Origin of the sequence: Polyangium jinanense, from assembly GCF_028435265.1 — a bacterium.
Classification (GTDB): Bacteria; Myxococcota_A; Polyangia; order Polyangiales; family Polyangiaceae; genus Polyangium; species Polyangium jinanense.
On the sequence record NZ_JAGTJK010000079.1, the window covers coordinates 1 to 19,471 of the forward strand.

The 19,471-nt window shown below is 67.7% G+C and carries 16 protein-coding genes; 11 read left to right on the plus strand and 5 right to left on the minus strand.

Annotated features, from left to right (window positions below):
- Nucleotides 1-349: 349 nt before the first annotated feature.
- Entirely contained in the window at nucleotides 350-1,102 is a 753-nt protein-coding gene (locus KEG38_RS50725) for an SIMPL domain-containing protein (RefSeq protein WP_272428143.1), read from the minus strand.
- Between the two features lie 141 nt (nucleotides 1,103-1,243).
- Between KEG38_RS50725 and KEG38_RS50730 the strand changes: the two genes are divergently transcribed.
- From KEG38_RS50730 to KEG38_RS50740, 3 genes are all read left to right on the plus strand, one after another.
- Nucleotides 1,244-1,627, plus strand: coding sequence for a hypothetical protein (locus tag KEG38_RS50730; protein WP_272428144.1), 384 nt, complete (start codon nucleotides 1,244-1,246; stop codon nucleotides 1,625-1,627).
- 92 nt (nucleotides 1,628-1,719) lie between these two features.
- Complete coding sequence (locus KEG38_RS50735) at nucleotides 1,720-2,487, plus strand: hypothetical protein (RefSeq protein ID WP_272428145.1); 768 nt, start codon at nucleotides 1,720-1,722, stop codon at nucleotides 2,485-2,487.
- Between the two features lie 415 nt (nucleotides 2,488-2,902).
- Nucleotides 2,903-3,769 (plus strand): mechanosensitive ion channel family protein, encoded by an 867-nt coding sequence (locus KEG38_RS50740; RefSeq protein WP_272428146.1) that lies wholly within the window; start codon nucleotides 2,903-2,905, stop codon nucleotides 3,767-3,769.
- Nucleotides 3,770-3,784: 15 nt separating this feature from the next.
- On the opposite strand, the gene KEG38_RS50745 is transcribed toward KEG38_RS50740, so the two are convergent.
- Nucleotides 3,785-5,278: a Kelch repeat-containing protein gene (locus KEG38_RS50745; RefSeq protein WP_272428147.1), complete on the minus strand. Its 1,494-nt coding sequence runs from the start codon at nucleotides 5,276-5,278 to the stop codon at nucleotides 3,785-3,787.
- Nucleotides 5,279-5,435: 157 nt separating this feature from the next.
- On the opposite strand from KEG38_RS50745, the gene KEG38_RS50750 reads away from it, so the two are divergent.
- Nucleotides 5,436-5,807 carry a hypothetical protein gene (locus KEG38_RS50750; RefSeq protein WP_272428148.1) on the plus strand — a complete coding sequence of 124 codons (372 nt, stop codon included), beginning with the start codon at nucleotides 5,436-5,438 and terminating at the stop codon, nucleotides 5,805-5,807.
- Between the two features lie 15 nt (nucleotides 5,808-5,822).
- Here KEG38_RS50750 and KEG38_RS50755 read toward each other — a convergent pair whose 3' ends face one another.
- Nucleotides 5,823-7,208, minus strand: a complete 1,386-nt coding sequence (locus tag KEG38_RS50755) for a Kelch repeat-containing protein (RefSeq protein ID WP_272428149.1) — start codon at nucleotides 7,206-7,208, stop codon at nucleotides 5,823-5,825.
- 145 nt (nucleotides 7,209-7,353) lie between these two features.
- Between KEG38_RS50755 and KEG38_RS50760 the strand changes: the two genes are divergently transcribed.
- Complete coding sequence (locus tag KEG38_RS50760) at nucleotides 7,354-8,103, plus strand: metallophosphoesterase family protein (protein ID WP_272428150.1); 750 nt, start codon at nucleotides 7,354-7,356, stop codon at nucleotides 8,101-8,103.
- A gap of 1 nt (nucleotide 8,104) precedes the next feature.
- On the opposite strand, the gene KEG38_RS50765 is transcribed toward KEG38_RS50760, so the two are convergent.
- On the minus strand, nucleotides 8,105-9,808 hold the full coding sequence (locus KEG38_RS50765) for a carboxylesterase/lipase family protein (RefSeq protein WP_272428151.1): 1,704 nt from the start codon (nucleotides 9,806-9,808) through the stop codon (nucleotides 8,105-8,107).
- 17 nt (nucleotides 9,809-9,825) lie between these two features.
- Nucleotides 9,826-11,148 carry a monooxygenase gene (locus tag KEG38_RS50770; RefSeq protein ID WP_272428152.1) on the minus strand — a complete coding sequence of 441 codons (1,323 nt, stop codon included), beginning with the start codon at nucleotides 11,146-11,148 and terminating at the stop codon, nucleotides 9,826-9,828.
- 123 nt (nucleotides 11,149-11,271) lie between these two features.
- Between KEG38_RS50770 and KEG38_RS50775 the strand changes: the two genes are divergently transcribed.
- From KEG38_RS50775 to KEG38_RS50800, 6 genes are all read left to right on the plus strand, one after another.
- Nucleotides 11,272-13,188, plus strand: a complete 1,917-nt coding sequence (locus tag KEG38_RS50775; protein WP_272428153.1) for an acyl-CoA dehydrogenase family protein — start codon at nucleotides 11,272-11,274, stop codon at nucleotides 13,186-13,188.
- On the plus strand, nucleotides 13,185-13,760 hold the full coding sequence (locus KEG38_RS50780) for a hypothetical protein (protein WP_272428154.1): 576 nt from the start codon (nucleotides 13,185-13,187) through the stop codon (nucleotides 13,758-13,760). Before KEG38_RS50775 ends, KEG38_RS50780 begins: the two co-directional genes overlap by 4 nt.
- Nucleotides 13,761-13,833: 73 nt before the next feature.
- Nucleotides 13,834-15,786: a LodA/GoxA family CTQ-dependent oxidase gene (locus KEG38_RS50785; RefSeq protein ID WP_272428155.1), complete on the plus strand. Its 1,953-nt coding sequence runs from the start codon at nucleotides 13,834-13,836 to the stop codon at nucleotides 15,784-15,786.
- Between the two features lie 522 nt (nucleotides 15,787-16,308).
- Nucleotides 16,309-17,778, plus strand: coding sequence for a sensor histidine kinase (locus KEG38_RS50790; RefSeq protein ID WP_272428156.1), 1,470 nt, complete (start codon nucleotides 16,309-16,311; stop codon nucleotides 17,776-17,778).
- Nucleotides 17,778-18,689: a pirin family protein gene (locus KEG38_RS50795; protein WP_272428157.1), complete on the plus strand. Its 912-nt coding sequence runs from the start codon at nucleotides 17,778-17,780 to the stop codon at nucleotides 18,687-18,689. Before KEG38_RS50790 ends, KEG38_RS50795 begins: the two co-directional genes overlap by 1 nt.
- Nucleotides 18,686-19,471 carry a hypothetical protein gene (locus KEG38_RS50800; protein WP_272428158.1) on the plus strand — a complete coding sequence of 262 codons (786 nt, stop codon included), beginning with the start codon at nucleotides 18,686-18,688 and terminating at the stop codon, nucleotides 19,469-19,471. Before KEG38_RS50795 ends, KEG38_RS50800 begins: the two co-directional genes overlap by 4 nt.

Here is a 19,471-nt window from a genome sequence, read left to right on the forward strand (position 1 = left end):
GCACTCCAGCACGCTCGGGTCGCGATGGGCCGACCTTTCGCGTGCCCTTCGCTTTGCTCTTCTCCTTCGTCGTACTGGCCATTCCGGTGCCAGGTGCACTCGGAGCTGCCTCATCCCATCTAGCACGGCTCGGCCTTTCGCCTTCCGAGCACGCGGGCACAATCGCCCTCCCCGGACGAAAACAAAGAACAACGGTCCCGAAAGCCCCGGAAGCGGCAAGCGGAAGCGGAAGCGGCAGCAGCAGCGGCAGCAGCGGCGGCAGCGGCGGCAGCGGCGGCGAAGTGAATCACACGAATTCTTCGTGTGCCTGCAACAACTGAGGGATTCGCCCGCGCTGTGCGCTCACGTATCAGCGCAGAAGCTGAAACGTGACCAGGATCTTCGCCCTCACCGTGACGTGCCCTGGTACGATCGAGCCGACGCCGAGATCGGGTTCGCCAGGTTCGGTGACGGCGACTTGGGCGAGCTGCTGGCCCGCCCACGCCGGCGGTACCGCCGCCTCCGCCACCACGAGGGGTTGACCGATTCGCTGACCGAGCTTCGCCGCGAGCGCCCGCGCCTTGTCTTGGGCTGCCTTGACGGCGAGCGCTCGCGCTTCATCCCGATGCTTCTTCAATTCCGTCGTCACGAAGTCGACACCGTCGACGCGGTTCGCGCCTGCCTCGAGCGCGCCGATCAGCAAACGCTCGATCTTCCGCATGTCCCGGAGCGTCACGGTGATGGTGGTGTGCGCGGCGTACCCGACGACGTTGGTTCGCTCGTAGCCGTCTTCGTAGAGCGGCGTCAGGCTGATGTAATCGGTTCGCACATCCTTCGCGTCGATGCCGAGACTCCCGACGAGCGAGAGCACCCGCGCGACCCGCTCGTCGTTTTGCCGCTTCGCGACGAGGAGCTGCGCGTCTCGCGTGTCGACCCCGAGCCTCGCGAATGCCTCGTCGGGCGCGACATTCACCTCTGCGTCGCCTGAGACGCTGATCGTACGCAACCCGGCCGTGGCTGCTTTGTTCACGGGGAGCTCTGCCTCGGCGCTCGACGCGCCCGGACTGGAAGCAAAGAGAGCGGCGCCGACGGCGAGCGCCGCGAGCAGGGGAATACGCTTCATGGTTCCTCCTCATCCCACCGCGCGAGGTTCCGGCGGTGTGGCAGGATGGAGTGCACGTCGCGGGCCACGGCACGAAACTGGCACGGCCGGCGGCATTACCCTTCGCCGGCGATGACGACGCACGGAGGAGAAGCATCCTGCATGGCCCGAAAGATCATGATTGCCTCGTTCATTGCCACTGCGCTCGGCCATTCCATGGTCGCGCAGGCCGACGAGGAGGAGGTCCTGTGCACGCTCGAGGCGCGCTCTTCGGTCACGGTCACGGTCCTCGACGCGGAGGGCGCCCCCGTATCCGACGCGGTGGTCAGGTATTCGGTCAATGACGAGCCTGCCAGGGATTGCGAGTCGTTCACGGTCGGCGAGTATGTCTGCGGCTGGGAGACCTCGGGACAGTTCGTCATCACCGCGACGCGCGGCGCCGAGGCGGCGACAGCGGCGCTCTTCGTGTGGTGGGAAGGGTGCCACGTACGGAGCGAGCGCGTGACGCTGCGACTTTCCGAGATGCCGGCAGGCCGGAGTCCGTAGGGCGACCGAACCGAGCGGCAGCAGCAGCCGACGCCCATGGACGTTGGCTGCTCGGGTGGTGTAAAATCCCGCGCCGCTCGTGGGAGGATCCGATGCCCGAGTTCCGACGCATAAACGCACCGGCCTGTTCGAAGTGGCTCGGACTTCTCGCGTGGCTCGCCGGCTGCGCCCCATCTGCGCCGCCGCCCCCGACCTTCCCAAACACGGCCGGCGAGGCCTTGCTTTACGATTTCACCGCCGACGACGCATTGAGCTGGAAAGAGCCGCCCCGTGCCGAGTTCGACGAGCTCGTCAAGCGTTTCCCCCACCCGCATGCAGCCAAGGGCTCGCGCTGCGGTCCGGATTCCCCTTCGACGCCTCCGGAACAGCAGGCGAAAGGCATCCTCTTGCCGCACATCACGACCGTACGCGGCGCGTTCACGCGACCGCGCTCCACGCAATCGGCGTATTTGATCGAGTATTGCTCCACGGGCAACGGCCAGCCGCACACGGTACGTCTGCTCGTCTTGCAGGACGATACCGTCGAGCTCGACCTCGAGCTCGCGGGCGACTTGCACATCGGAGAGGTCAAACGCGCGGTGGACGTCGACGGAGACGGCCGCGACGAGGTCTTGCTCACGAGCTCCACCTATCGCCCGCGCGAAGGGCAGATGGTCACGGGCGCCGTGCTCTACCGCCTCGGCCCGGGCGCGCCGGGGGTCATCGGGAAATGGACGGCCATCGAGCATTGCTACATCGGCCACGACGACATGCTCGCGCATCGGATCTACTATCGGATGAGGCGCGGTGTGCTCGCGTTCCGGGACGAGACCATCCAAAAGCATTGCTACTACCCGCCCGCGCCCCCGCCTCCGCCGTAGAACACCGTTCGTTCCGGAGACCCCGGAAAGGCGACCTCCACCCCCGTCGTGGGTACGATGCCAGGACGAGCGATGCGCGTGCCCATGATCGACAGCCTGCGCTTGGTTGCCAGGATGCGTAAACTGCCGCGGGACGTGTGGGTCCGGGTGGCGTTCCGGCGTGGGCTCCTGCCCAGCGCCGAGTGATCCTCACGCGCATTCAGGCGGACGAACCGGCTGATCAGCGTTGCTCAGGCCCCGCGTCTGCGGCCGCGAGCTCTGGACTGCCTTGCGTCGCTCGGCCGACATGCGGTAGTTGTGCCCGAGGGGGCACTCCCGTTTCGCTCGCCAATATCCTCTCTTGTTCGGATGATCCCTCCGCGTTGGCTGCGCGGCGCCCAGAAGCTCATCGCCCCATGAATGGAGACACTGTGAGATGAACGAAATGATCAAGAAGTACGTGGATATCGGCATCCAGCTCGTCGTCGATGTCGGCGTCAAAATCGTCGGGGCCATCGTCCTGTGGATCGTAGGCCGGGTGGTGATACGCACCGTCCTTCGCTTGCTCGATCGAACAGCGAAGATACGCAAGATCGACGAAACGCTCTCGCGCTACCTCAATTCGGTTGCGAGCGTCCTGCTCAACATCCTCCTCATCATCACGGTCCTCGGCGTCTTCGGCGTCCAGACGTTTACCTTTGCCGGTATCCTGGCAGCGGCCGGGGTCGCCATCGGGCTCGCCTGGTCGGGCCTGCTCGCCAACCTGGCCGCGGGCGTCTTCATGATCGTGCTGCGCCCCTTCAAGGCAGGCGACGTGGTCACCATCTGCGGGGTGATGGGGATCGTGCACTCGATCGGCCTCTTCGTCACGGCGATCGATACCTTCGGCAATGAACGCGTCTTCATGGGCAACAACAAGATCTTCGGCGAGATCATCACGAACCACAGCGAGAACCCGATCGCCCGCCTGGACGTCAAGATTCAGCTCCCCCACGGCGCCGACGTGCACAAGGTCATCGCGATCCTGGAGGAGAAGCTGCCGAAGGCAGATCACGCGGTCAGCGACCCCGCGCCGTTCATCGAGCTGACGGGCGTGAACCTCGCCGGCCCGACGCTGGTCGCGCATTCCTACGTCGACAGCAAGAAGTACCCCTGGGCGCTCAACGCCGCGAACCTCGTCGTGTATGACGAGATCAGCAAACTCGGCTATCCGATCCCGGCGCAAGAAGTGGTGCTCCGCGGAGATCGCGCGCGGCTCGCGGCGGGCAAGGGCGACGACGTCGGTGCGCTCGTGCACAGCTGAAGCGTCGTAGGAATCTCAGCGTCGACGGCGGCGAAGAAGGAGGCCGAGGCCGACGAGCGCGAACCATCCGGCATTCCCCGAGGAGCGCGTGTCGACCGAGCATTGCGCGCCACCGCCACCGGGAGGGACATCCGCGCCGCCGCTTCCGCCGCTTCCGCCTACGCCGCCTGCACCGCCGCTTCCGCCTGCGCCGCCCACTCCACCTGCGCCGCCCGCGCCGCCCACGCCCCCTGCACCGCCCGCTCCGCCTGCGCCGCCTGCACCGCCTGCGCCGCCCACTCCACCTGCGCCGCCCACGCCGCCGGCTCCGCCTGCGCCGCCGGCTCCGCTACCACTGCCATCCACGCACACGCCGCCGGTGCAATCGCCGCTCGCGCATTCATCGCCGATGACACATGCAGCGCCGAGCGCGGCATTGCCGAGCGGGTAGAGCTCCACGCTCGCCACGCTCGGGTCGGAGAAGAGGGAGCTCGTCTGTCCGCCTGCCACGAGCAGACCGTGCCCCGGCACGAACGTGGCCGTGTGTCGCCAGCGCTGCCCTGCCATGGACGGGAGCAACGTCCATGTCCCGGTCACGGGATCATACACCTCCACGGACGTGAGCGCCGCGCTGCCACGATTGCCGACGCCGCCGGTGACAATCACGCGCCCGCTCGGAAGCGTCGTCATCGTATGCCCCCACCTCGCCTCGTTCATGGCCCCGACATCGACCCACGTATTCGCGGCCGGGTCATAGACCTCTGCCGTCGCCGTGCTCGGAAGGCCCCCCGCGACGAGCACCTTGCCGTCCGGCAAGAGCGCGGCCGTGTGCCGCTGCCGGCTCGTGTGCATGGGCGAAACGAGGGTCCACGTATCGGTCGTGGCGTCGTACACCTCGGCCTCGGTCAGGGGTTTCTGAATGTCGTCGCCTTCATCCGTCGAGGCCCACGCCCAGCCGCCCGTGACGAGCACGAGCCCGGATGGCAACGTCGTCGCCGTATGGCTGGCGCGGCCTTGCTTCAGGCTCCGAGCGAGGAGCGTTTGACCCATGCGATCATAACGGAGCGAGTCAGCCCACGTGCTGAAGTCGGCAAATCCGCCCGTGAGGAGCACATCGCCGTCCGGGAGCACGCTGAGCGTCGGGTCGGTGCGAAAGCTGACGAGCTGGGGTTCTTCGATCCAGGTGTCGCTCACTGGGTCATACGTGTAGGCCTGCTCGACGTCGCGGACCACCCACAGGCCATCTGGGAGCAGAGCCGCTGTCGCGAAATACATCTCAGGCGCGGGATTTCGCGGCGTCCACGTGCCGGTGGCCAGATCGAGCGCCTCAAACAAGGTGGGATCCCCCGGGCTCGGGCGCCCGCCCACGGCGACCACGCCAATCCCCGGAAAAAATTCCGCCGCATGACCGTGGCGTGTCACGCCCATGTCCGGCAGGCCCTGCCAGGGCGGAGCCGCGAGCGCAGAGGACGAAACGAGCGAAAGGCAAAGGGGCGCGATGCAAGCAATGAAGGGTTTACGAAGGTGCATGGATCTCCTGAGGTGTGTCGTGATACGCCCCCCCGGGCCTGGTACGACGAGCGGCCACCGTGCATGGGCTGGGTAAGGGCGTCAACACGAGAGCAAGCCCAAAGCGGTCGGTTCCCCCTTGCCTTCCCCAAGAATCCCTGCAGCTCTCTCCGCCTTCATGCCTGGCCGCACCTTCGCCATCGGCGACATCCACGGGGACATCAAGGTTCAGCTCCCCCACGGCGCCGACGTGCACAAGGTCATCGCGATTCTGGAGGAGAAGCTACCGAAGGCAGATCACGCGGTCAGCGACCCCGCGCCGTTCATCGAACTGACGGGCGTGAACCTCGCCGGCCCGACGCTGGTCGCTCATTCCTATGTCGACAGCAAGAAGTACCCCTGGGCGCTCAACGCCGCGAACCTCGTCGTGTATGACGAGATCAGCAAACTCGGCTATCCGATCCCGGCGCAAGAGGTGGTGGTCCGCGGAGACCGCGCGCGGCTCGCGACGGGCAAGGGCGACGACGTCGGTGCGCTCGTGCAGGGCTAGAGCGTCGTAGGAATATCAGCGTCGACGGCGGCGAAGAAGGAGGCCGAGGCCGACGAGCGCGAACCATCCGGCATTCCCCGAGGAGCGCGTGTCGACCGCGCATTGCGCGCCGCCGCCACCGGGAGGAATCTCCACGCCGCCGCTTCCGCCGCTTCCGCCGCTTCCGCCGCTTCCGCCGCTTCCGCCTACGCCGCACGCGCCGCCTGCGCCGCCTGCACCGCCCGCTCCGCCTGCTCCACCTGCGCCGCTGCCACTGCCATCCACGCACACGCCGCCCGTGCAAGCACCGCTCGCGCATTCATCGCCGATGACACATGCAGCCCCGAGCGCGGCATTGCCGAGCGGGTAGAGCTCCACGTTCGCCCAAATGGGTCCGGCGAACTCGTACATCTGTCCGCCGGCCACGAGCAAACCGTGCCCCGGCACGAACGTGGCCGTGTGTCGCCAGCGGTTCACTGCCATGGGCGGGAGCAACGTCCAGGTCCCCGTCGTGGGATCATACACCTCCACGGACGTGAGCGCCGTGCCGCCACCGAGGCCGCCGGTGACCATCACGCGCCCGCTCGGGAGTGACGTCATCGTATGCCCCCACCTCGCCTCGTTCATGGGCGCGATCTCGACCCACGTATTCGCGGCCGGATCATAGACCTCTGCCGTTGCCGTGGGCGGAAAGCCTCCCGCGACGAGCACGTTGCCGGACGGCAAGAGCGCGGCCGCGTGCCGGTAGCGGGCCGTGTGCATGGGCGAAACGAGGGTCCACGTATCGGTCGTGGCGTCGTACACCTCAGCCTCGACCCGGGGGAACTGAACCTCGTCGCCTTCTTCCGTCGGGCCCCACGCCCGGCCGCCCGCGACGAGCACGCGGCCGGAAGGCAACGTCGTCGCCGTATGGCTGGCGCGGGCTTGATTCAGGCTTCGAGCGAGGATCGTTTGGCCCATGCGATCATAACGTCTCGAATAACCCGACGTGTTGAAGTCCATCACTCCGCCCGTGGAGAGCACATCGCCGTCCGGGAGCGCGGTGAGTGTCATATCGTAGTCAAAAGAGGGGAGCTGGGGTTCTTCGATCCAGGTGTCGCTCACGGGGTCATACGTGTAGGCCTGCTCGAGGTCGCAGACGATCCACAGGCCATCTGGGAGCAGAGCCCCTGTCACGAAACCCATGGAGGGCGCGGGATTTCGCGGCGTCCACGTACCGGTGGCCAGATCGAGCGCCTCGAACAAGGAGGGCCCGCCCACGGCGACCACGCCAATGCCCGGAAAAAATTCCGCCGCATGGCCGTGGCGTGCCACGCCCATGTCCGGCAGGCCCTGCCAGGGCGGAGCCGCGAGTGCAGAGGACGAAACGAGCGAAAGGAAAAGGTGCGCAATGCAAGCAAGGATGGGTTTACGAAGGTGCATGGATCTCCCCGTGGGGGTCGAGATATGCCCCCCATTCCTGGTACGACGAGTCGCCACCGTGCATGGCTTGGGTGAGAGCGTCAACACGGAAGCAAGCAAAAGCCCCTTGCCTTCCCCAAGAATCCCTGCTGCTCTCCCCGCCCTCATGCCTGGCCGCACCTTCGCCATCGGCGACATCCACGGGGACATCGACGCACTTCTGCGCCTCCTCGGCACCCTGCCTCCCCTCGACGCGACCGACACGCTCGTCTTCGTCGGTGATTATCTCGATCGAGGCCCCCGCTCGGCCGACGTCGTCGCCCTGCTCCGCGCCCTCCCCTCGCAGATGCCCGCCAAGGTCGTCACGTTGCGCGGCAACCACGAAGACGGCTGGCTCCGCGTCATCGAACGCGGCTGGCCCGAATTCGTGATTCCGGCGCCGAACGGCTGCCTCGCCACGCTGCGCTCCTACCTCGGCAGACCGCCGCCGGCCGAGGGCGAGGGCATGGCCGACGACGAGGTCGAGCCGATCTTCAAAGGCACGTTTTTCCCGCCGGAGGTCGTCGAATGGTTGCGAGAGCTCCCGTACTGGTACGAGGACGAGCACGCGATTTACGTGCACGCGGCCCTGCCGAAAGGACCAAACGGCTTCGAGCATCCTTCCACCACGCAAAAGAAGCTCGCGATGCTCTGGTGCCGCGACGACGACTTCGTGCGCGAGTACCGCGGTAAGCTCGTCATTTTTGGGCACACGGCCACGAAATACCTCCCGCCCGAGCTCTCGGAGTACACGCCCGAGGACAAGGAGGATGCGTGGGTCGGCCCTTGCGTGATCGGGATCGACACGCGCTGCGGCAAGGGTGGTTATCTGACGTGCGTGGAGCTGCCGTCCGGGCAGGTGTACGAGTCGCGCTGAATCAGGGCATGCCCGCGATCTGTTCCCAGGCGTCGCACTGGGCTTTGCGGACGCCCTCGCCGCTCGAAATGGGCGCGTCGAGCACGATGTGCGTGTCCTTCTGCGCGTCGTAGGGCGGCCACGGCGCGGCGCCGCTCCCGTTCGGATCCCCCGTCGCGCCGAAGCGGCCCCAGTAGCCCATCATCGCGTCAGCGAGCGTGAGGTCCTCGGCCACCGGCGAATACAGCGGGATGTCCGTGAGCGTGCGGAAGACGTAGAGCAGCTCGACCGCGTGCGCGGCCGGGTTCTCGCCTTGCGCCGTCTTTGCGCGCCGCGTGAAGAAGTACCGATACACCGGCTCGCTCTGGCTCCCCGCGACGGCGCGCGCGATGCTCCGGTTCGGGCAGTTGAAGCGTAGATCCGAATACAGCGCCACGAGCGCGTCCTGGGGCGTCGGGTAATCGCCGGCCGGATACGCGGCGAGGACCTGGGGCGCGAGCGGGCCGAACGATTGCGTGACGACGTTCTCGTATTGCTGCAGCGTGGAGACCTGAATGGCCATTCCTTTCGCGAGCTCGTCGCCGTTCGTGCCGATCACGAGCGGCACGCGGTTGTGCTCGCCGGCGGAGAACGTCGCAAGCGTCGCCTTGGGCAGGACGTAGCCGTCGATGACGGGGCCGTACTTGGAGGCATCCGAGCCGACCGAGACGCTCCCGATTCCGATCGAGCCCGGCAGCTCCGCGAGCAGCTCCGCCGCGGTCTTGCCGCGCAGGCAAGCGAGTTTGTCCGCCGCGCTCCCGCAGGACGATTCCGCGACGCGCTCGCTCATCGCCGCCTCGGCCTCCTGCTTCGGCGTCGAGGTCGTGCCCCCGCTCTCGGCGAGCGCCGCGGAGAAGAGCCCCTTCGCGAGCGGCGAGGCCATGAGCGTGAGCGTGTTCAGCGCGCCGGCGGATTCGCCGAACAGGAGGACCCGCTTGGGATCCCCGCCGAACGCGGCGATGTTCTTCTGGACCCATTTCAGCGCGGCGATCTGATCCTGCAGGCCATAATTGCCGGACGCGGCGTTCGGCGTCTCCGCGGCGAGCTCTGGTAACGCGAGGAAGCCGAGGGCGCCGAGGCGATAGTTGATGGTCACGACCACGGCCTTCTGCGACTCGGCGAGGTCCTGGCCATTGTAGATCAGGGCGCCGCCGGGCAGCGTTTCGCTGCTGGACCCCTGGATGTTGCCGCCGCCGTGCACGAAAAAGAGGACCGGCAAGGGCGCGCTGTCCGCCGCGCCGTCGGGGGCCCAGACGTTGAGGGAGAGGCAATCCTCGTCGCCGATCGCCGTCTTGGTCTTTTCGTCGATCTGCGGGCATTGCGCGCCGAACGCGCTCGCGTCCCGCACGCCGTCCCAGCAAGCGGCGAGCTCCGGCGGCTTCCAGCGAAGGTCACCCGTGGGCGGCGCGGCGTACGGAATGCCGCGGTATACCCAGCTCGCGCCTTCCAGGTTGCCGCGGACGAGGCCGCTGTCCGTGGCGACGATCCCAGGCTCCGAGGGGGTCTCCACCACGCAACGAGCAGAGTCGCCGCCGCTGCCGCCGCTGCCGCCGCTGCCGCCGCCGCCGCTGCCGCCGCTGCCGCTGCCGCCGCTGCCGCTGCCGCTGCCGCCGCCGCTGCAGGCGACGAGGGCGGCCGCGAGCGGGACGAGCAGGGCCCAGGTCGAACGTCGTTTGCCGATTTTCATCGAGGGTTCCTTCTTTCTCAGGGCGCGGCCTGGCATTCCGAGCTGACCGCCGGCAGCCCCCAGTGCCAGTTCGGGAGCTGGACCCGCGGGTAATACGCGGCGAACACGAAGCACATCTCGCTCGACGTGTCCTCGCCGAAGGTCACGTTCGAATTGCCCGGGTTTTGCCAGACGCAACGCGTGGTGACGGTGTCGCCGGGGCCGATGGTGGTGTCGGCCGCGTCCCAGTATTGATCGTCGAAGCTCCACGGGTCGCGGTGCGTCAGCTCGACGGCGGCTCCGTTCACGGGCTTGTGCTGGGCCGAGATGATCGTGCCGAGCTTGTGCATGTGCGGGCCGATCGCGAAGGTGTTGAGCTTCGGGAAGCCCGCCGGGACCGTGAGGTTGCAGCTGAGGTCGAGCTCGCTGTGCGCCGGGATGTTGATCTTCGTCGTGCCGAACGCGAGGATGTCCGCGTCGTTCGGGCGCAGGGCCGTCGTCGTGCACAGGTCGAACCCGCTCAGATCCGTCTGGCCGTCGAGCTGCGTCAGGTTCGAGTAGTGCATCTGAATCATGTAATGACCCGTGCCCTCGAGCGGCAGGCCCGCCTCGGTCGGCAAGACGAGCGCCTGCGCGCCAGGCGCCCACACGCTCACCAGGCGCCCGCCCCCCGAATCGCCCGCGCCGCACGGCTTCGGCGTCGTGTCGTAGGCCGAGGGCACCTCGTACAAGAGCATGTGATGGACGATGACGTCGTTGTCGACGGCCGGCGCGATCGTCGTGATGTGCCGCTTCGATTGCACGACGGCGTCGGCGCCGAAACATACGTACGCGTCTTCCGTGAGCTTCGGCATCGTCCACGCGGTCTTCGGCCGGAGCAAGACGTCGGGCGTGCAATCGAGCCCCGACCCGCCGCCGCCCGCGCCGCCCGTCCCCGAACACGAATCCCCCGAAGCCCCGGGCGCGCCGGCAGCGATCCACGCGTCGAGCACGCCCTGCGAGCCCGCGTCGAGCAGGCCCTTCGGCGGCATGGGCCGGGCCGCGTCGTGGATCCGCTCGCCCACGAGCTCGTAGACTTTCCTCGAAGGATCACTCTGCGCGCCCATGTGGAAATCCGCCGCCGTCACGAGGGCCATCGGCGCGCCGTACTTGGGCGGGGACGAGTGGCAGATTTGGCAATCTTCGGCCACGACTTCGGCCACGTCGCAAGGCAACTCCGTCCCGCTGCCCGACCCGCCGTTGCCTCCGCCGCTCCCGCCCGCGCCGCTCCCGCCCCCGCCCGTCGTCGCCGCGCCGCCGCCGCAGGCCCACAGCAGGATCGGAATGAGGACAACGCCCGCTCGCAATCGTGTGTTCGTCATAGGTGCTCCGTTCTCGAGCCCCATGAGACACCGGAGACGGCCCGAACGTAAAGTGCGCAAAAAACCTTCGCCGGTGTATCATCCGCCCGCCGGGCGAGGCGCCAGGCGAAGGGTGTGAGGGCGATGGCGAACTTCTATCGGGACAACGAGGATCTCCGCTTCTACGTCGAGCGCTGGATCGACTGGGAGCCCATCACGCGCGCCACCGAGCACGACTTCCGGAGCGAAGGCGGCCCGCAGAACCCCGGCGAGGCCCTCGACCTCTACCAGGACATCCTCGACATGCTCGGCACCTTCGCCGCCGAGGAGATCGCACCGCACGCGGTGCAGCTCGACCGGGAGGGCGTGATCTTCCGGGACGGCGAGGCCTCCTTCCCGCCGCGGCTCGCGTCGATCTTCGAGAAGCTCCGCAGCATGGAACTCCACGGCCTGTGCCTGCCGCGCGAGCTCGGTGGGTCGAACGCGCCGGCGATGCTTTATTTCATCGGCACGGAGCTCTTCGGCCGCGCGGACGTCTCGGTGATGGCGCACCACGGCTTCCACGGCGGCATCGCGCTGGCGATGCTGATGTTCTCGATGCGCGAAGGCACGAGCGAAATCGATCCGGAGACGGGCCGCATCCTGCGGACGCGCTTCCGCCCGTACATCGACGAGATCGTCCGCGGCGAGGCCTGGGGCTGCATGGATATCACCGAGCCCGACGCCGGCAGCGACATGGCAAAGCTCCGCACGCGCGCCGAGCAGGATGCCGCCGGGAACTGGTTCGTCACGGGCCAGAAGATCTTCATCACCTCGGGCCACGGAAAATACCATTTCGTCATTGCGCGGACCGAGGAGCCGAAGGACGAATCCGATCCATTCGCGGGCCTCGGCGGCCTCTCGATGTTCCTCGTCCCGACGTACGAGGACCTCCCGGACGGCACACGAAGGCGGATCGTGACGATCGATCGCGTCGAGGAAAAACTCGGCCATCACGCGTCCGTGACCGCGGCGCTCTCGTTCGACCGCGCCCCCGCGCACCTCATCGGCAAACGGGGCGACGGTTTTCAGTACATGCTCACGATGATGAACAACGCCCGCATCGGCGTGGGCTTCGAGACGCTGGGCCTCTGCGAGGCGGCGCTCTCGCTCGCGCGCGGGTATGCGGCGGAGCGTCACTCCATGGGCAAACCCATCGAGCGGCACGAGATGATCGCCGATTACCTCGACGAGATGCGCACGGACATCCAAGGAATCCGCGCGCTCGCGATGCACGGCGCCCAGCACGAGGAGCTCTCGCAAAAGAAATCCTTGCGCCTTCAATTCGGCCGGCTTCCGGAGATGGAGCGCGCCCGGCTGGAGCGCGAGATCGCCAAACACAAGCGCGAGGCGCGACGCGTGACGCCCCTCGTAAAATATCTCGGGGCCGAGAAGTCCGTGGAGATGGCGCGGCGGGCGGTGCAGATCCACGGCGGCGTGGGGTACACGAAGGATTACGGCGCGGAGAAGCTCCTGCGCGACGCGACCGTGATGCCCATCTACGAGGGCACGAGCCAGATCCAATCGCTCATGGCGATGAAGGACGTGCTCTCCGGCATCCTGAAGAACCCGGCCGCGTTCCTGCGCCGCGGCGCCGAGGCGCGGCTGCGGGGCGTGTCCGCGCGGGATCCGCTGGCGCGCAAACTCGGGCGGATCCAGGCGCTCTCGCACGCCGCGCAGCAGCACCTCGTCGTGCGGACGGCGGGCGACAAACTCGGGGATGCGCTGCGATCCCCCGTGCAATCCTGGTCGACGAAGCTCCTCGGGACCTGGGATCCAAAGCGTGATTTTTCGTATGCGATGCTGCACGCCGAGCGGCTCACGCGCATGCTCGCCGACGAGGCGATCGGCGAATTGCTGTTCGCGCAAGCGGCGAAGCACCCCGATCGGCGCGAGGTCCTCGCGCGGCACCTCGAGCGCGCCGAGCTCCGCGCGCGGCACCTCGCGGCCGCCATCACGACCACCGGAGATCGCCTCCTCGCCTCGTTATCCGGGACGGACGAGGCAAAGGCCGCCGGATGAAAAAAAAGGCGCGCGTGTTCGTCCTCGCCCTGCTCGCGATCGTCGGGCTCACGCTTTTCGCGATCGCGCTGACCCGGGCGAACGTGGGCCTCTCCGGCCCGCACACGACAAGCGCATCCTCCGCGACCCTCGACAAACCGCTCGAAGCCGCGATCGAATTCAAGCTACGCGAGGCGCGGCTCGCCACGGTAAAGGACGCGATCGAGCTCTCCCTGCGCATGACCGGCGCGCGTTTGCATTTCGGTCTCGGGCACCCGACGCGGCTCGCGTTCGGGGCGGAGGAGCGCGAGGGCAACTGCATCGAGTACGCGCACCTCTTCGCGCGGATCTTCGACATGGCCGCTGCACGTTCGAAGCTCCACGCGCGGGCCTACGTCGTGCACAGCGCGCGCGCCGAGGTGTTCGAGAAGGTCGTGCCGCTGCCGGGGCTCCGAGACCACGACTGGGTCGTCATCGAGGACGACACACCCGGTGAAAAAAAACAGTGGTTCGTGGACCCCGCGTTCGAGGACGCCTGGCTCGGCTGGGACTTGACGCACAATGTCAAAGGGGACGTGAAGGGCACACGGTGACGAACCCCTGACGGTGCGTTCTCGCGGCGCTCCGGGATTGACGCGATCCTGGACAATCGGTAGCGTTCAGAGAATGGTCGCCCCAAGCCTCGAAACTCCTTCGCTCCTCGACCAGTCTCCAAACTCCGCGCCAACCGAAGGCGCCCTCCCTCCCCTCGACGACCCCGACACCGCGCTCGCCGCAGGCCCGACGAGCCGCCGCAATTTCCTCGCCGGCGGCATCGCCGCAGCCGCCGCGCTCGTCGGCGGCGACGCCCTCGCCTTCGGGAGCGACGGCGATCCGGTGTTCCGGATCCACCCGGCCATCGGCATCGCGCGCGTCGGCAACGCCGATCCCGACACATACTTCATCGGCCCCGAAATCCCGGGCCAGCGGCCCCTCGGCAGCGCCCCCGGCACCGCCGTGCCATCCTACAAGGTCGATGGCAAGATCAAACCGCAGGCCGTCCGTTTCCGCATCTTCGAGTATCGCTGGATCAACGGAAAGCTGACGCTGATCCGGGAGGTCACGCTCGACACGCCGGGCGTCCTTGGCATCACCTGGAGCGCGCACCTCGCCAACAAAAAGGCGTCGTTCCACAAGTTCTACGGCACGGCCGGCGAAAAAAGTCCGCCCGGGCCGCTGCGGAATGCATCGGTCGCGGATCGGCGCTCCCTCGAGATCGATTTCGGCCCGCGTTCCATCAGCGGCGTCTCCGAGGGCCCGGTCGAGTTCCGCGCAGGGACGAGCGACGACCCGACCCAGGAGGCATGCCCGCTCGGCGCAGACGGCAATCCCGTCATCGATTACCTCGGTCAGTTGCGCACGGACGACGAGGGGCGGCTCATCGTGCTCGGCGGCCAGGGCAAGGCAGGGTCCAACACGGCCACGCCCGCGCCGCTGCCCTCGTACGCGAACAACGACGGCTGGTTCGACGACATCTCGGACGGCCCGGTGACGGCGACGGTGACGATCCAAGATGGCAATGGGAGCACGCGGGAGATCCCGGTCGACGGGGCCGGCGGAGCCTGGGTGCTCGTCGGCCCGCCCGATTTCGCGCCGGACGTCACGAGCGCAGTGACGCTCTACGACATCCTCTACGACATGGCCGTGCGCGAGCTGCCCGTGCCGCTCGACAACGCGCTCTACGATCCAGGCGGGCCCCTCGCCCGGCTCCGGCAGCTCGCAGCCGATTACCAGCCGTGCGGCCCGGTGGAGTTCCCCCATTTCTCGCCCGATTTCACGACGGAGATCCGTCCGATGTTCGCGCGCGGCGGCGGCTATCGATGGGTCATCAAGTCGGCAGGAGAGAAGCACGGGGACCTGTTCGATCCGACGGTGGGGGATCCCTCGCCGCAATACGCAAAGATGCGTAAGGGTTTCTTCGGGGCGATGCGGGCGCCAAACGGGGCGCAGGTCCCCAAGGGAAAGGGGAACATGCCGCTCCTGCTCGGCGACGACCCCTACAACAACCAGGCGCCCGAATACGTGCAGCACCTGGCGTTCACGCGGACGCAATTCGGGCTCTTGCGCAACTGGGCAAACGGGCAGTTCGTCCCAGGCCCGGTCACGGTCGCGCCAGCAACGATCACGGCGCACGGTCTCGACCGCGCCCAGCTCGAGGCCGCCTCGGGCGGCGCATTTTTCCCAGGCATCGAGGTGGGCTGGCAAGTGCGCAACGCCGCGCTGTTCATCGAGCCGTTCCGGATCGATCTCCAGGCAACGAGCGGCTACTGGGGCGAGGACGAACCCATCGGACCAGGGCATTTCTCGCGGCAAATGGCGCTGCCCTGGCACGCCGATTTCACGGACTGCGCAGCCGAAGGCAACCGAGGCTGGTGGCCGTCCATCCGGCCCGACGACGTCTTCCCGAGTGCCCAGGCCCAAACGCGCGTCCCATGGGCCCGAGCCACGAGCCACTTCGGGAGCGGAAAGACCGAGGTCCAGCACGAGGACATGGTCGAGAACTGGTACAAGTTCGGCTTCGTCGTACGGCAGCCAGACAAGACGCAAATCGAGACGGAGCGCGCGCCGCACATTCCCTGAGGTGGTGGTGCTCTGAAGCGTAGCGCCGGGGTTTCACCCCGGGCCCGACCAGGGGTTGTCCACCCCTGGACCCGGACCAGCGCAAGCGCTGGACCCGGGGTCGATGAACTGCGCAATGCGCAGTTCATCGAACAGGCCGAGGCAAGACCGGCAACGGGCAACGCCGCTCGTGGTCTTGCCCCGGGCCCGTCCTAGAAACCGCGCATCGCGCGGTTTCTAGGCCCTCGGTCCAGGCCGTGCCTGGTCCGGGGTGCAGGGGGCGGACAGCCCCCGCTGGGGTGCGGGGCAAAGCCCCGCGCATCTGCCTCTGCCCTGCTCGTGCGTTCGCCGACGCATGGCGCGGGCCATAGGCGTTTGCCGCAGATCGCATTACGTTCGTCACCCGGATGCGGGATACGAGAGGGATGAACCGAGCGATCGGCGATTCCGTACATGGGGGAATGCACGTCCATGGGCAGGACCATGTGCGCGCCGGGCGGGCGTGTGCGACCGCTGCGCCACCTTGCGAGGAGCCTCGCGGGGGTGGTCCTGGACGCGTATTTTTCTGATAGCCGGAAGCGACGCGCCCAGCGGGAGTTGCGCGAGGAGATTCGAATCAACGAGACGCTCCAGCGCATCGGTACCACGCTGGCGGCTGAGCTCGATCTCGACAAGCTCGTGCAAAAGCTGACGGACGAGGCGACTGCGCTGACCGATGCGCAGTTTGGCGCGTTTTTTTACACGGACCGGAGCGAGGCTGGAGAGAGCTTGACGCTCTACACGCTCTCTGGCGCCACGCGTGAAACCTTCGAGCGCTTCCCCTTGCCCCACAGGACCTCGTTGTTCGGATCGACCTTGCGGGACGAGCACGTGGTTCGCCTTGACGACGTGTCCGCGGATCCCCGCTACGGGCAGGAACCGCCGCATCACGGCATGCCGGAGTGGCATTTGCCGGTCCGCAGTTATCTCGCGGTTCCGGTCGTGTCGCGCTGTGGGAGGGTCCTCGGGGCTTTGCTCTTCGGGCATGCCGAGCCGGGCGTGTTCACGGAGCGGGACGAGCGGATCGTCGTCGGCATCGCCGGGCAAGCGGCCACCGCGCTCGACAACGCCCGGCTCTACAGGGCCTCGCAGGACGCGCGCCGGCAGGCCGAGGAGGCGCATCGACAGGCCGAGGAGGCGCGCGCGCAGGCCGAGGAGGCGCGGAGACAGGCGGAGGAGGCGAGCCGATTGAGGGACGAGTTCTTGAGTTTGGTCTCGCATGAGCTGCGCACGCCGATCACGGCGATCATGGGCTGGACGCAGGTCCTCGCGACGCGCGAGTGCGACGCGGACACGCGTGCTCGCGCGCTCGGCGCGATCGACAGGAACGTCCGCGCGCAGATGCGGATCATCGACGATCTGCTCGACGTCTCGCGCATCATCACCGGAAAGCTCGGCCTTGCGCAGCGGCTCATGGATCTTGGCGACGTCGTCCGCGCGGTGATCGACGTCGTCCGCCCGGCGGCGCAGGCGAAGGGCATCGAGCTCCGCGCCACGCCTGCGAACCTCTCCATCCCGGTGTTCGGCGATCCCGACAGACTCAGGCAGATCCTCTGGAACCTGCTCGCGAACGCCATCAAATTCACGCCGCGTGGCGGCCGCGTCGAGGTGGAGATCACCCGCGACGAGGGGCTCGTCCACATCATCGTGCGTGACACCGGCAAGGGCATCAGCGCCTCGTTTCTCCCGTACGTGTTCGATCGGTTCCGTCAAGCGGATAGCTCGGCTTCCCGGCCGCAGGGTGGGCTCGGGCTCGGCCTCGCCATCGTGCGCCACCTCGTCGAGATGCACGGCGGCACCGTCAAGGCCGAGAGTGCGGGCAGTGATCACGGGGCCACGTTCACGGTCACGCTTCCCCTTCCCTCCGAGGCGCGCGAGGTCTGCCACGATGGCGAGGCGAAGACAGGCGACTATCGCGGCGAAGGTTCGCCGAGGTATGCTGCCGCCGTGGAACACGTACCGAGGAGAACCTGATGAGCCGCCATCTCGACGCGGATCCGGAGTGCAAGAGGGGGGACGGCGGGATCGATCTCGTGATCGAAGGGCGCCCGCGTGATCTCGGGGGCCTCGTCGTGCGGCGGGTGCTCCCGTCGGCGATGCGGCGGCTCGTGGGGCCGTTCATCTTTTTTGATCACATGGGCCCCGTCGATTTTGCGCCGGGCGAAGGGATCGGGGTGCGGCCGCATCCGCACATCGCGCTCGCGACGATCACGTACCTCCTCGAGGGCGTGTTCGTGCACCGCGACAGCCTCGGCTCCGAGCAGCCGATCCGACCGGGGGACGTGAACTGGATGGTCGCGGGGCGTGGCGTGGTGCACTCGGAGCGCACGTCGCCCGAGGTCAAGGCGAGTGGCGGGCGGATGCATGGGATCCAGACCTGGGTCGCGCTGCCGCAGAAGGACGAGGAGATCGAGCCGCGCTTCGAGCATCACCCGCGGAGCACGATCCCGATCGTGAACCTTCCGGGCGCGGAGCTCCATGTGATCGCGGGGACCGCGTATGGCGCGAAGGCCCCGACGGGTGTCCTCTCGCCGACGCTGTATGTGCATGCTCGGCTCGAAGCGGGCGCGACGTTGCCGGTGACCGACGAGCACGAGGAGCGCGCCGTGTACGTCGTCGACGGCAGCATCGAGTGCAGTGGCAAGACGTTCACGGAGGGCGCGATGATCGTGCTCCGCCCGGGCGCGGAGGTGAGCATCCGGGCGATCGAGACGACGAACGTCATGCTCGTCGGCGGCGCGAAGATCGACGGCGAGCGGCACATCTTCTGGAACTTCGTGTCGAGCTCGAAGGAGCGCCTCGAACGAGCGAAGGCCGACTGGCGCGAGCAACGTTTCCCGAAGATCCCGGGCGACGACGTCGAGTTCATCCCGCTGCCCGAATGACCCTGCGCCGCTCCACCCGGAGCCTCACGTACGATCTCGCCTGGGCCTCGGCGCGCCTCGGGGTCGCGTTTCTGCCGGCGATCCTGTTTCCCTCGTGGATCACCTGGACGCTCACGGTGCTGCTCGTCCTCGGCGTCGTCTTCTTGATCGTCGCCGCGTTCATGTATTCGTACGTCGCGGCGTGTCCGGGATGCGGCGGGCTCGTGCAGGGGTTGTCGCTGAAGATGGATTGCGTGGGGCACCAGTGCGACCATTGCAAGCGGTTCGTCGAGGTCGAAGGCGGTCGCATCGTGCTCACGCCGCCGGATCGGGTGAGCGACGTGCCTTCGTTCGGGGTGCTCTTGCGGGGATCGCCGGGCGAGCTGCCGGCGATCTGTTGCACCTGCGGCGCGCCGTCGACGCGGATGCGGGCGCTCGTGATGGCTGGCGTTTCGCTCGACATACCGTGCTGCGACGACCACGAGCCTTCCGTGCGGCTGCGGAAGGCGGCGGGGCGGGTGCTGCTCGAGGTCGCCTCGCTCCGCTTCGCGCAGGCCCTCGGTGAGCGGGACGGGTTCGACGTCGTCGGCAGTGGACCGTACAGCGATGCGCTGGCGCGTATCCCCTGGATCTCGGCTCTCGCGGGGATTGCGCTCACGGGGCTCGCGTTCGTGATCGTGCGGCAGGAGCTGCCTTCCAAGCAGCTCCTCGCCGGGGCCCTCGCGGGCGCCGGCGCGTTCGTGCTCATGCATTTCGTCGTGGGCGCCGGATTTCTGGTCCGCAGGCGGCTCGTCCGGGGTTGA